General features: G+C 54.0%; 11 protein-coding genes and 1 pseudogene. 3 read left to right on the top strand and 9 right to left on the bottom strand.

The window, feature by feature from the left end; translation table 11 throughout:
* Nucleotides 1–19 precede the first annotated feature (19 nt).
* The gene (locus tag ACIX8_RS14150) at nucleotides 20–703 is read left to right on the top strand and encodes a hypothetical protein (protein WP_150110607.1); all 684 of its coding nucleotides are present in this window, start codon (nucleotides 20–22) and stop codon (nucleotides 701–703) included.
* Nucleotides 704–1,108: 405 nt separating this feature from the next.
* Here the strand turns inward: ACIX8_RS14150 and ACIX8_RS14145 are convergent, their stop codons facing one another.
* On the bottom strand, nucleotides 1,109–2,137 hold the full coding sequence (locus tag ACIX8_RS14145; RefSeq protein WP_014266028.1) for a hypothetical protein: 1,029 nt from the start codon (nucleotides 2,135–2,137) through the stop codon (nucleotides 1,109–1,111).
* Nucleotides 2,138–2,949: 812 nt separating this feature from the next.
* Here ACIX8_RS14145 and ACIX8_RS26560 point away from each other — a divergent pair.
* Nucleotides 2,950–3,207 (top strand): PGN_0703 family putative restriction endonuclease, encoded by a 258-nt coding sequence (locus ACIX8_RS26560; RefSeq protein ID WP_396248607.1) that lies wholly within the window; start codon nucleotides 2,950–2,952, stop codon nucleotides 3,205–3,207.
* 706 nt (nucleotides 3,208–3,913) lie between these two features.
* Nucleotides 3,914–4,807 (top strand): response regulator transcription factor, encoded by an 894-nt coding sequence (locus tag ACIX8_RS25285; RefSeq protein ID WP_014266024.1) that lies wholly within the window; start codon nucleotides 3,914–3,916, stop codon nucleotides 4,805–4,807.
* On the opposite strand, the gene ACIX8_RS14135 is transcribed toward ACIX8_RS25285, so the two are convergent.
* The 8 genes and pseudogenes from ACIX8_RS14135 to ACIX8_RS14105 form a co-directional block, all read right to left on the bottom strand.
* Entirely contained in the window at nucleotides 4,691–5,323 is a 633-nt protein-coding gene (locus ACIX8_RS14135) for a response regulator (RefSeq protein WP_014266023.1), read from the bottom strand. The genes ACIX8_RS25285 and ACIX8_RS14135 overlap by 117 nt on opposite strands.
* Entirely contained in the window at nucleotides 5,320–8,139 is a 2,820-nt protein-coding gene (locus tag ACIX8_RS14130; protein WP_223295561.1) for a sensor histidine kinase, read from the bottom strand. Before ACIX8_RS14130 ends, ACIX8_RS14135 begins: the two co-directional genes overlap by 4 nt.
* A gap of 66 nt (nucleotides 8,140–8,205) precedes the next feature.
* Nucleotides 8,206–8,415 (bottom strand): annotated as a pseudogene (locus ACIX8_RS26555) (two-component regulator propeller domain-containing protein); the annotation flags it as partial.
* Nucleotides 8,416–8,613: 198 nt separating this feature from the next.
* Nucleotides 8,614–9,849 (bottom strand): MFS transporter, encoded by a 1,236-nt coding sequence (locus tag ACIX8_RS14125; RefSeq protein WP_014266021.1) that lies wholly within the window; start codon nucleotides 9,847–9,849, stop codon nucleotides 8,614–8,616.
* A complete protein-coding gene (locus tag ACIX8_RS14120) occupies nucleotides 9,846–10,175 on the bottom strand; it encodes a hypothetical protein (RefSeq protein ID WP_014266020.1) in 330 nt (109 codons plus the stop codon). The genes ACIX8_RS14125 and ACIX8_RS14120 overlap by 4 nt, the downstream gene beginning before the upstream one ends.
* A 2-nt stretch (nucleotides 10,176–10,177) precedes the next feature.
* A complete protein-coding gene (locus tag ACIX8_RS14115; RefSeq protein ID WP_014266019.1) occupies nucleotides 10,178–10,741 on the bottom strand; it encodes an isochorismatase family protein in 564 nt (187 codons plus the stop codon).
* Nucleotides 10,742–10,796: 55 nt separating this feature from the next.
* Entirely contained in the window at nucleotides 10,797–11,249 is a 453-nt protein-coding gene (locus ACIX8_RS14110; RefSeq protein ID WP_014266018.1) for a MarR family winged helix-turn-helix transcriptional regulator, read from the bottom strand.
* A gap of 190 nt (nucleotides 11,250–11,439) precedes the next feature.
* A complete protein-coding gene (locus ACIX8_RS14105) occupies nucleotides 11,440–12,690 on the bottom strand; it encodes a TolC family protein (RefSeq protein WP_190273666.1) in 1,251 nt (416 codons plus the stop codon).
* Nucleotides 12,691–12,769: the final 79 nt, after the last annotated feature.

The following is a 12,769-nucleotide window of genomic DNA, read 5'->3' as shown; positions in this document are numbered from 1 at the left end:
CTTTGCCTCGATCTATTGCATGGTCGTGGCAACGGCGCTCTTTGCTCAAGCCCCGACTTCCCAGACCCAGGAAAGAGAATTGGCTGCAACTTTAGCCAAAGCCACAGCCGTGCGTGATAACTTCGTCGCACGCATTCACGCGAACGGGTTCAGTTGCCCAATACCCGTTCCTACTATTCTGGTCGAGGATGTCCCATCGTTCGGGCAGTATGACAACAAAACAAACGTCATTCGCACCTCTGATTGGACCTTGCTCAATCCCCAAGAGAGGGCTTTCTTTTTTCAACTTGCTGGCCCCGGTGCCAAGGAAGCCGAGGTGCGCGCCAAATTCGAACAGGGAGCTCATGGCTGGATTTTCATACATGAGCTAGGCCACTGGTGGCAGGCCTGCCGAAACGTTTCGTTCAATCGCGACCATTACCAGATGGAGTACGGTGCTGACCGCATCTCGCTGGCATACTGGCGCGAAGTCGATCCGAGCGTTGTGGATACGATGATGCCCATCTTCCGAAGTGTGTTGGACCATTCGCCCAATCCTGTTCCTGCCGGGGAGGATGTGGAGGCATATTTCAACAAACATTACCAGGAACTCGGGCCGAGTCCCGCGTATCCCTGGTTCCAATCCCGTATGAATGTTGCTGCATATGAAGAGAAGCCTGCACCAACCTTCGCCCAAGCTCTTCTCAACTTGTCCGGAAATTGAGAAGTAATCACTGGCCAGGGTAAAGGCATCGACAAGGCGCTTCAGCGGCCCAAACGTGCAAATCTCGTGAGACCAGATCGAAGGAGCGATCTAGGCCGTGTGGTGTGATGAGGAAGCTGGCATGTTGGGCTTCTCGACCGGCAAGTTTTCCGTGATCCTTCCACAAGGACGGGCTTCGCCGCTTCTGCTCCAGAACATAGGTTCAGGGGGGAGGCAGGGAATGGGCGGAGCTGATGTTAGAGCGACACTCTGGGGAGAAGCGTAAAGGTTGGCAACACTTCGTACCGTGCCTTCGATTCCATGATGGAGGAGCTTAGTACGTTCACGGCACTCCCGTTTATGGTGCAGTCCGAGACGCAGGACGATTGAGCTTTCGCAGCGCAATGCAGTACGGGCATAGTTTGTCTAAGCGATACGCCGTCCTATCCTCCGGCACTGGATGGTAGCGATCAACGCCACGAGAAGACTGAGCAGCACCACAGCGCCTCCCATCCACCAGACGACAAAGACCAGAGACGCGTCTCCGCTCGGAATGACGCCGTGCAGCGTATTGACGCGTCGCAGAACTGCGGTCCAGTCTCCTATCGCATAGCCGTTGCTCTGAAACCTGCGGGCGATATCGGGTCTCGGACCACCCATGGAAATCTCCCCTTCGATCGATCCGGGTGGGTTGGTTGTAGTATGGCGCGTTCGATCGTCAGGGAGTGTGTCCTCTTCCTCGACAAGGAAGATACGCTCGTCACGATTCCAGCCCGGAGGTACCAATGGAGTGTAACGGTCCCGATGGGCCGCGCCACGGATGCTGTAAGCGTGTTCGATTGTCGCGCCGGTCAAAGGAGCGGTGTTCTCCACATGCACCCAGTGGCTTGCGCCATCCAGGGAGATGGGGCTCATGGATTGCAGCGACAGTTGCGTGAGTGGTCGTCCGGCATCGACGTTCGCAGAGACTCTAATGATGTGAGTAGTGAGCCAGGATCCAGCAAGGAAAATAGCTGCGCATACCAGCGCGCCGTTGCGGCGTCGGCGCAGCAGTGCCTGTTGAGTGGTGTTGTCGAGCCGGTTCCAGCCCTCGTGGGCCAAACTTGCTGCTTCGCCACGCGACATCATGGCGTTGTCCATGCGACGCTTGAGGGCAACGGCCGAAGGGCTGTCCGGACGAAGTCTTAGCCATAGGCGGGTAAGCAGAGGTGGTCCCCAAAATACGATGACTGCGCCCACCAGCGCACCCGCAATCATGTTCGAGCCTCCGAATATCGCATTCTGCCAATCGATCAAGAAGGCGAAAGGACCACGGTCTGCCAGAGCACCATACACGACAAAGCCGTAACCACCGATCCACCAGATCGACATTGTCGGTCCGAACAGTCGACCTCTTCCCGACTGTGGCTCGAGCGGGGTGGCTTCCTGGCGTATCATCCGCTTCTTAGTGTCCATGATTTTGACATTTTATGATCGTCGGTCTGCGTTGGCACTTTTCCGGTCAATGTACCCGCGTCTCAATCTCTACGCGGCTGAGGGAGTGCATGTCTGCCGATCCTGCAGGAGGCAGCCCGAAGCGCCTTAGCAGGAGGCTGCCTTTTCCGTATGGCGGACTAGGGTACTCGCTTCCCGATATTCCTCTCAAGGTCCACGCGCGTGTGCTCGATGCGTCGGCGGACTTGGCGGCAATGCTGAGTGGGCAGTCTGGGGGGCGGATTTTTGGCTTCCGTTGCAACCCACGTGGCTGACTAATCTGGGCTTATGCGCCAATTGACTGCCTTATTGGCTGCCACGGCGAAAAGGCAGCGTCGATGAGTCACGCCAAATGTCGAGAGGAGTTTAAAGGCGCGGGTCGGGATCGAACCGACGCATAAAGGTTTTGCAGTTTTGGCAGTTTTATCTAACCAGCTGATAAATCTGGGACTTTTCGTCGAATGTAGTGCCTCAGATAGGGTGGTATCAGTACGGTTTTGTACCTTATTGGATGCCATAAATCTCGGAGCTTGCGGCACTCACTTTTACGTTGGGTGTCCTAAGAGCCGAGTGCTCTTCGGGAGTGACCCGGTTGCATTGCATGTACGCGGTCTCCTTGGGTGCGTGAAATGCGGTGGGTCGAATCGCGGATTTGGCGATTGGACCCAAATCGGACGTGGGGCCAAAAAGCTCAAAGCTCTTGCAAGTCGAAAACATGGGATTTTAATGGTCAGGGCGAGAGGATTCGAACCTCCGACACCCTGGTCCCGAAACGGAAGCGGATGTTCTAACGTATTGGACTTAACGACGAATACCAGCACGGAAACTTCTATCCGCCCTCTCATCGGGAGATTGCCAATCATCCACAATGGGAAAGGCGGCTCAGGAAAGTTCATGCGGCCTTCAAGAGAGCGAGAGTACGTGCGAATTGGGACTGGAAGGAACTGGACTGCGCCCATAGTTCTGATGCCCTGCCCATGAACATTTTTTGTCATCCTGGCGTTCTGATCTCCGAACGTGCCCAGGCAAGAGCATCTACGCGTTTAGGGTGATGTTCTCGTCAGTGTGCTGATCTGATGCCGAGAAGATCATGAGCATCAAGTCCCCGAAAGCCCACCCGCTGTTCTTGACCCAAAAGAGTAGTTTGTGGCCACCCTTTTTGGGCTTACGAAGAATTTCAAGTAGCTTCATCATGTCTGTGATTGTGCTCCGACTATTCTCAACATTTACTCGCAGTTGGCCCGGAGTCGGGCTTCTTCTGTTGCGCGTAATCGCCGGAATTGCATTAGTCGGCAATAGGATGTGGACGCCGCACGATGGTCATCTGGTCGAAGCTGTCATCGTATATCTAGCCACCACCATCGGGGCATTGTTTCTTATCCTCGGTTTATGGACGTGCAATACAGGCATGCTTGTCGCCGCTGTTGAGGTATGGCGAATTATCTCGCCAGGCGGAGATCGATGGATCAGTATCCTTCTTGCGGCACAGTGTCTAGCCCTTGCTTTGCTTGGACCCGGTGCCTGGTCGATAGATGCACATCTTTTCGGTTGGAAACGTATTTACATCCGAAGCCCAAAGAGGTAGATGTTCTGGATCCTTTTGTGGGGCGTCCATGAGCCCTAAAGAGTGGCAAAGATGTACTGAAAAGGGCGTCAAGATCTTCCCAAATATGGCCGCCGTCGGCTACTCGATCTGGGCTTGTCCGAGATCTTAGAGTCTAAGACTCTGTAACGAGAACGGCTTGTATAGAGGCACTCGTGATTACCGTGAAACGATTCGCTGTATGTTCTAGAGATTCCAGGAATTATCCTGCCCGGGACGATTTGCGTTCCCCCGCGGAACCCGGTCAGGAGTCCCGGAGGAACTCACAACCCCAGTTTGTATTTGTCGTGGACAAGGATTACAGCACGCGCCAGAGTCTCTCCGAGCTGTTCGTATCCAGTCACCTCGATTGCATCGCTTTTGAATCGGCGACTCAATATCTTCAGTATCCCAAACCCGATATGCCGAGTTGCCTCGTTGTGGGCCTACCTTTGCCAGATGCAAATGGAGCGGCGCTAACGAGTCAAATGACTGGAGATCCTCATCCGCCAATCGTCTTCATCTCAAGTACCTGTGACATTCAATCGTGTGTACGCGTGATAAAGGCGGGTGCCGTCGATTATTTGATCAAGCCTCTTGTCAATCAAGCAGTTCTGAAGGCGGTGAGAGCGGCGCTCGATAGGGACTGCATGGAACGGCCACGCAGAATTGAGATCGCGAATCTAAAGGCACGTTACATGACTCTGACAACTCGCGAGCGAGAGGTGATGGAATTGGTGGTCAGCGGTCTGTTAAACAAACAGGCCGCGGGAGAGCTTGGAATTAGTGAAGTAACATTGCAGATCCATCGCGGGAAAGTTATGCGTAAAATGCATGCCGATTCTCTCGCAAATCTAGTCCGAATGGCGATAGCGCTCGAAATACCCTCACAATTAGTGTTGAGAACCGGCCCCGCCTCATCCTCTGAGGAAAAGGGCCGAGTGGCTCAGGCATCACAGGTCGAAAATGCCGCGCTTTATGCCGATCGTAGCGGCGTGAGCTCGATCATTGGCGCCAAGCTTGGAGAGGATGTTTTTGACTCGCCCTTTGACGGTATCTTCAGAGATTGAGAGTTGATCTGCGATTTGCTTATTTGCATTTCCAGCAGCGATCAAGCGCAAAACGGAGATTTCCCCTGCCGTTAGTGCTTCGTCCGTTGCATGTTCGGCTAGCTCCGAGGAAGCTTCGATAGAGAAAGTCTTCCTCCCGGTAAAGACCGCGCGGATTGCATCAAGCAATTCCTTATGAAGTAGATTTTTAAGCAGATAAGCCCGAGCCCCTGCTTTGAGAGCCCGCAGAATCTGAACATCCCCGATGTAAGTTGTGAGCACGATGATTCGCGCTTCGGGAAATTCACTACGAATCGTAATGATCGCATCAAGACCACTCATTTCCGGCATCTGTAGATCCATGAGAGTAATATCCGGACGGTGAACGCGGAACTGCTGTACAGCTTCACGACCGCTCGAAGCCTCAGCGACCAGAATCATGTCTGGCTCTGCGGCAACAAGCGTAGCGAGTCCTCGGCGAAAAGTCGGGTGATCATCGACTGTCAGAATCCGAATTATGCGGGGATCGGTCGTCATAATTTCTTCGCAGAGCCTTTCCTTAAGAGCATCTTCGACCACCAGGAACGAAGGTTTGCGGGAGATTGGGTGTAAGCAAAGGGCGCAGGAATGTTCAGAGCAATGTTGACACCCGACTCAACTCCACTCCAAAGCTCCAGTTCACCTCCCACGAGTTTGGCGCGTTCGCTCATCCCATGCAGTCCAAAATGTCCAGCGGACGCAGCTTCGTCAACGGCTCCTCCGTTAAAGCCCTTTCCGTCGTCTTGGACATGCAAGGAGAACTGACGATCATCATATTGAATTTCCACTGTGATCTGGTGCGCGCATGAGTGCCGGAATGCGTTGCGAACGGCTTCACAGGCAATCCAGTAAATCTCATCTCTGACCACCTGGCGCAGATTCCGCGGCGTACCTGCCACATCGATGCGAAAAGAGACGGGATAGTTGCTGGTTCCACCAGTTACAAGTTCTTCTCCCAAGGCCTTGATTGCCGAGACAATGTCGTCTGTGTCGACAGGGGACGAGCGTAAAGCTTGAATCGCATCCCGCCCCTCGGTGATTGCCTCAGCAGCTTCATCGATAGCACTATCAAGCGTTTGTTTGGCTTCGGCCGGACGAGTAATGGATAGATTCGATGCTGTTTGAAAGCGAAGCATCAGTCCGTGAAAACTCTGTAACAACGTATCGTGCAAGTCCCTGGCGATGCGGGTGCGTTCATCGACGCGCGCTTCCAATTCCCTTGTGAACTGCTTTTTAAGTTGCTGGAGCCAGACCTGATACAGCGCCCATAGCAAAAGCAGAAGGGCACCCACGCACGCGAGGCGAAACCAGTTCGTTTGGTACCACGCAGGCGCGATGTAGAAGACCAGGGTTGCGCCATCCTGGTTCCAGACACCGTCGTTGTTAGAGGCGATGACACGAAATTTGTAATATCCGGGATGAAGGTCATTGTAGAAAGCTTGGCGTCTCGCCCCAGGATCCTGCCACCGTGAATCGTGACCCTCCAGTTTGTAACGAAAACGCACTTTCTGGGGAACTACAAAACTCAGCGCCGTATAGTCAATCTCGATATCACGCGTGCGGGGAGGCAGCTTCAAATTAGTGAGCGGCGTATAACTCCTGGTATCGGCGACGACATCTTCTATCTGCACCGGCGGCTGCACCTTGTTTCCAGCCAGATGAACGGGATCAATCATCTGCAATAGGTGGCCATTGGCGAACCACAATCGGCCGTCCGGAGTTCTTGTGGCACCAACGAAAGGCGCCCATCCCGGTTGAACCCCATCAAACTGGTCGAAAACCCTTAGCTGTAGCTCGCTGTCAGAATGTTCAAGCCACTTTTGCAGCTCTGTAGCTGGAATCTCGACCAGTCCACACTGCATGTATAACCAAAGAGCGCCTCGGCCATCCGCAATCAATGCGCGTACACTATCGCAGGGCAGTCCGTTGCGAACGGTGAGAATTTGTCGCTTTCCATTTTTCCAGGCGATAAGTCCAAACGCGGTAGATCCGAATACTGTGCCATCGGTGTTTATAAAGAGCTGCTCTACTTTCGATCCCTGAGCATGCTCAAAACGAAACGTCTCCGTTCGCCCGTTCTGAAAGCGTGCTAGGTCGCCGTTTAAGAGTCCAATCCAAATTCCTTCGCTGGGGTCAGCCGCAACCTTCCTACCGGAGGGCACTTCTGGTGCCGGAAACTCTTCCCGGACGCTCAGATCTTGAATGCGGTAGAGGGTTCTGGGCGTAGCGATGGTTTCGGCCCAGACATTACCGCGCATGTCCTCCGTCATGCCTGTAACCATTCCAATTGGACGGCCGTCCGGCCTGTTGATGCTCTTGAATACCCCGTCTTTGTAGATGGTCAACCCGTTGTCTACACCCACCCATAACCGGCCGGTGTGGTCTTCCAACATAGACGTCACCTGTTTCCCCGGCAGGCCTTTCTGTTTGCGAAAGCGATAGCCCGGCTGATTCTGGAGTGCATCCAATCCTTCATACCCTCCCACCCAGACGCCGCCATTCTGTAAGGCGAGAACGGAGTCGACCTCGCTAATGCTCAGCCCCTCACGTGTGGAGAAGCTGACAACGGGGAGATTGCGAAACATGTCGAGCCCTTTGGATGTCGCAACCCATAAATTGCCTTCGTGATCCTCATAGAATCTGTAGACGTGTTCATTCGAAAGACCATCCGCACTGGAAAAATGATCCACTTTGTTGTCGTGCAAGCGATAGATTCCATCCTGCGATGTTCCAATCCAAAGGGTGTTTTCGCGGTCCAAGAACAGCGTTTCGACTTCCAATGTGCTGCTGTCGAATTCGGGTGTAATGAGAGGCTTCAATCTGCCATGGAAGAGTTTTTGTAACCCGAGACCGTGGCCACGCCATACCATTCCAACCCATAGCGAGCCATCAGGGTTGGCGACCAAGTCGTACACACCTCCTTGGTGTTGACTGGTTTTCAATCCCTTTATGTTGAATACTTTTGATGAATCAGGTTTCCAGCGGGCAACCATTGTTGTTCCGCCAATCCAAAGAGCCTCGGAGGAATCTTTGGCTAAAGCCATGCGAGCGAGCTCAAGATCCTCAGTTCCCATACTGAAACACTTCATTTTCAGATCAATCACTCGACAGAGAGGATTGCCCCCATCCATTAATCTCGAGCGCGTGACCCAGATCGATCCGTTATGGTCTTGAACGATCGAATTGATGCGTCCTTGCCGGAGGGGATAATTTACGAGTTGCTGTTTTGTCCAATGGCTCAGTCCGCCTTCTGTTCCAATCCAGAGGCTTCCATCCCGGTCTACAAGCAACTCAGTAATTGAGGATGACAGCAACTGCTTTCCATCCGGAGAAGTCCACGGGACAAAGCGAACACCGTCAAAACGTACTAACCCAGCTTCTGTTCCAATCCACAGATAGCCGTCCGATGTCTGGGCAATAGCGGATACCGCTCCCTCAAGGAATCCATCCTGTATCCGCCACGCTGTGTGAGCGTATTGAGAGATGCGGAAACTGGGGTCGACAGCCCAGACGGGGCTTATCGCAGACAACAGGAGAAAGCAAAGCTGAACGCATCGCAGAAGCAGAATCCTGGGCGCTTCCGTCGTCATAATGAATGATTGTACTCGCCAATCCAAGTGGTCTTGGGCTCGGATGTGCCACCCGTTCAACAGTATAGATAAAACCTCATCTGAAAGCGCAATCTATCGCAATGGCGAGAAGAGCGAAGGCACCGAACACCAACAACTCCTTGTAGACCGCAATCACATCCTCCACGCCGACTGGAAACGGACGCTCTGGCGCCAGAACTACTCTGTAAGTTCTTGCGAAGCCTGCGCTTCTCGTTTTAGAACATACGCAGCAACGAGAGCTGCAACAAACCCCGATGATGCGCCGACGCCAAGAGCCCATCTGGGACTGTAATGATTGGCCACCCAACCCACGATCGGAGCTCCAATTGGAGTGCCTCCGAGTACGACGGCGAGGCGAAGGGCCATGACTCGGCCTCGCATGTCGGGCTCCGTCGAGAGTTGCATCATGCTGGTAGTCGCATTGGTGAGCACTAAGGCTGAAATACCTATGACGACGAGTGCGGCGGCGAACCACCAATAACCAGGGGCCAGGGCGGCAAGGGTGCAGCCGACCCCGAAGATTGCTGAGCCTACGAATAGGGTGCCAAACTTCGGCTTGTTACGACCTGCGGAGATCAATGCTCCGCAAATTGGGCCAACCGCCATGACGGAGGACAGCAGTCCGAAGCCACGCGCATCGGTGTGGAAGACCTTGACTGCCATCGTAGAGGTAAAGATAGGGAAGTTGAATCCGAAGGTCCCGATCAGGAACAGCATAACCAGAATCGCTCGGAGATCCTGGCGAGCCCAGACATAGTGGAACCCCTCCAGAAATCCTCCCGCGGCACGTCTAGCTCTTGTGCTTGTATATAGTTCGGATACGCGAAAGAGTGACATCGAGATCAGGACAGCTGCGAATGACAGGCCATTGATTACAAATGCCCAGCCAGTTCCCACTTTCGCGATCATCAGGCCAGCGACGGCTGGACCGACCATGAGGCCGATGCTGAAAGATGTCGAATTGAGCGCGACCGCATTATGCAGATGCTCGTCACCCACCAGTTGAGCAACGAAAGTCTGCCGCACGGGAGCATCAAGTGCAGCCGCGGAGCCAAACAAAAACGCAAACAGATAGACATGCCAAAGCTGGATGCTACCTGCGATTGTCAGGATTCCCAAAGCCAGCGCTAGTACGCCCATCGTCGCTTGAGTGACCATCAGAAGCTTGCGTTGATTGAAATGGTCCGCAGCAAGTCCGGTCCAGGGCAATAAGAGAAGCTGCGGCGCAAACTGAAGGGCCATGACGATACCTAAAGCTGAAGCATCATGGTGTGTCAGTTGGGTGAGGACGAGCCAGTCCTGAGCGACACGCTGCATCCATGTCCCGGTGTTGGAAACCAGAGTGCCTGCTGTCCACACTCGAAAATTGAAGATGCTTAGAGCGCGGAAAGCACCCGCCACTGGATTCTTCATGAACGCTCCGGAGCGTTGCCTCCATGGAACTGTCCAAAATGCTTAGCCAGACGAAGACTGATCAGCAATGCGCCGGCAGCAAGAGCAACAACGTCCCTTGTTGATCGCAAATCAAAGTTGCCCACGCGCACCACGAGAAGGTATCCGACGACAGCGTTGAAGAAGCCCCATATAACGTTCACAGTCGACGAGGAAAGCCCATGTCCGGGAGGCTTTGCGAAGGGAGTTTGAAAGGGCTGTCCCATCATGCCGCTGACAAAATGCGGAACGACGTTGGCCAGGAAGATACCTCCAAAGAAATACGCTGCAAGATGGAGCCAGTTCATAGCTATGCGCTCCTTGTCGCCAGCAGGTCAAGAATGTCCTGTGTTGAACCTGTCTCCCCGAGACGGGGAAAGACATGTGCGAGGCTGTACTCATGTGCTTCGGGACGCATATCGGTCATGGCATCCAGGGCAAGCGTGACATTGAATCCCTGCTCATACGCCTGACGAGCAGTAGCCTCCACGCCCGTCCCGGTCGCAATACCAGTGACGATGACCTGCGTTACCCCTTTCGCCTTCAATTGTGCTTCGAGATCTGTGCTCGCGAATGCGCCCCATGTCCGCTTCGTCACTACGATGTCGCTGGACTGGAGACCTAACTCTGGAATCAGATCGCTAAACCCTTCGGGCAGGGTCGAGTGACGGCGCGGCTGTTCTGTCCGTCCTGGCGCGCCTCCAGCGACGTTGACCAGGACAACAGGGAGATCATGCTGACGAAAGGCATCCAGTAAAGCACGGGTTCGCTCGATTACTGCAGCGATGGGATGAATAAAGGGCGAGTTGATAATGCCCGTCTGAAGATCAACGACGATGAGGGAAGTCTTCGGATCAAGCGTTGTAACGGGCATCAGGTTTTCTCCTCGGAAGTGGTGTGATGAGCGTTGAGTTCTACATAGGAGGACATCAGTCCTCGATGAGTTGCGTGAGCAGTTTGACGGCAGCCGCAAGCTTTTCCTGCTCCTGAGAGGAGAGCTTCTTCTGGATCGCGGTTGTAAGCCAATCCTGAGTTGCAGCGCGGCCTTCCTTGAGCAGCTTTTCGCATTTTCGAGAGAGTGAAATCAAGGTCTGCCGCCCATCATTCGGGTCTGGAGAGCCTTTCACTAATCCGGCTTCCAACAACGATGTGATGATGGTGCTCATGGACTGAGGACGCATGCCCTCAGCTCGCGCGAGGCTCGACACGGTGGCAGGACCTTCCTTCTCTAGGCGGAGGAGGATAGAGACCTGTGAAGGTTTTAAATCACTTCGTCCACCTTGCTCGCGCAGCTTCCGCTTTAGTTTGCCGAAGATCGCACGAAGTTCGGCTGCAAGTGCGGAAACCTGCTCGGCTTTAGAAATACTTGCTCGATCACCCATGCATGGATTCTTGCATATATGCAGTTTATCTGTACAGTTATCTGCATAAAATTAACAAAGGTACGGCTTTACCCCGCGTTATCCGATGAGTCCTCTTCCGCTGGCTGCGCGGAAGAGGACTCGTTAGCAATATTGAGGTCTCAGCTCCGCGCAATGACAGGGCAGTCTGGAAGTTCGTGAGCTGTTGATGTCAGGGACGTTGGCCGAGCATTTGTTGAATATCATTCGTGGCTAGAAAGAGACCAAGCTTTGCCTCCAGAAGTGAGGCCTTTGTGTCATAGGCTGCAGCAGCTTCTTTTGCCGCAGTCGACTCGAGCGCAGCGCTATGGGCGACTTGTTCTGAGCTGACACGTGCCACCTCGGTTCGCACTCTATACGCCTCTTCGACGACTGAAACGAGTTGTTGAAGTCTTTCCACTTTGTCGTAGGCCGCTGAGATTTGAATGCGAATCTCGGACTCAGTCTGCTGCAATTGTGTGTCGGCTATCTTCAATTCGATCTTTGCCTGATTTACTTTGGCTTCCCGGGCGCCTCCGTCAAACAGATCGAAGGTGATAGCTCCACCGAAGGTTCCGAAATTGTGCGCCAGGAACGGCACGCCGCTCTGGTAGCTGTACCGAGCAAGTCCCGTAATATCCGGGATGTATGCGTCGCGTGCCGCAGATACTCCCGCTCTGGCTTTTTCGACAGTTTGCTGAGCAGATAAAACCTTCGGGTTATGGGACAAGATGGATGCATACGCCTCGGCCCGCGCGGGAACCTGTGGAGCGTCGCCCACTGAGTCATCGAGAACCAATCGTGTACCTAAAGGCAACCCCAAGGTATCGTCCAGTTGGAGCATCGCGTCATCGATCGACAACTGTTGCGTCAAGACGGTCTGTTGCTGGTCCAGCATAGAGGCGTGGGCCTGTAGAACTGCGACTTCAAGCGACCGCCCTTCGGAAACCTCTTTGGAGCTTTCCGCTTCGGCAATTTGGGCGGCTGAAACGGATTGTTTTGCGGCCTCGAGGTGCGCCTGCTGCGTGAGGATATTGAAATAGAGTTGATGCACAACCAACGAAATGGAGTTTTCGGTGTCTGCTTCGTCAAACTCCGCGCTTCGCACGTCGGCAATAGCGGCCTTCTCGCCAGCATGGATCTTGAGGAGTTGAGTGATTGGCTGGGTAAGCCCTGTGCCGCTGGTGAAGGTATCCAGAGCACCCTGTCCCACTGAAACGGTTCGAGGTGGAACAAGTCCTGTCGCGGCCGAACCGCCCAATGCTCCTGCCGGAATGGATACTCCTTGGAGCTCGGTGACGTACAGTGCGGTCGATTGGTTGGATATGTGCGGATAGTAGTTCGACTTGGCGATGGACTGCTTCTCTTTGCTCAGGTCGACCGATAGCCTGGCTAATCTCAGGCGGCGGTTATGCTGCATGGCCAGGTCGACCGCCTGGGCCACAGTAAGCGATATTGTTGGCCGCTCGGCTGTCGCGGTCTCCTGTTGCGCCTTTGCTGAAGTCCCGAGTAAGCAGAACGCC

This window comes from Granulicella mallensis MP5ACTX8, assembly GCF_000178955.2.
Classification (GTDB): Bacteria; Acidobacteriota; Terriglobia; order Terriglobales; family Acidobacteriaceae; genus Granulicella; species Granulicella mallensis.
Note: the sequence above shows the minus strand (reverse complement) of the source record. Positions and strands in the feature narration are given on the sequence as shown.

Coding starts and splice junctions, on each gene's coding strand:
- ACIX8_RS14150 (WP_150110607.1), top strand. CDS start 20: ATGGTCGTGGCAACGGCGCTCTTTGCTCAAGCCCCGACTTCCCAGACC.
- ACIX8_RS14145 (WP_014266028.1), bottom strand. CDS start 2,137: ATGGACACTAAGAAGCGGATGATACGCCAGGAAGCCACCCCGCTCGAG.
- ACIX8_RS14135 (WP_014266023.1), bottom strand. CDS start 5,323: ATGACGACCGATCCCCGCATAATTCGGATTCTGACAGTCGATGATCAC.
- ACIX8_RS14125 (WP_014266021.1), bottom strand. CDS start 9,849: ATGAAGAATCCAGTGGCGGGTGCTTTCCGCGCTCTAAGCATCTTCAAT.
- ACIX8_RS14120 (WP_014266020.1), bottom strand. CDS start 10,175: ATGAACTGGCTCCATCTTGCAGCGTATTTCTTTGGAGGTATCTTCCTG.
- ACIX8_RS14115 (WP_014266019.1), bottom strand. CDS start 10,741: ATGCCCGTTACAACGCTTGATCCGAAGACTTCCCTCATCGTCGTTGAT.
- ACIX8_RS14110 (WP_014266018.1), bottom strand. CDS start 11,249: ATGGGTGATCGAGCAAGTATTTCTAAAGCCGAGCAGGTTTCCGCACTT.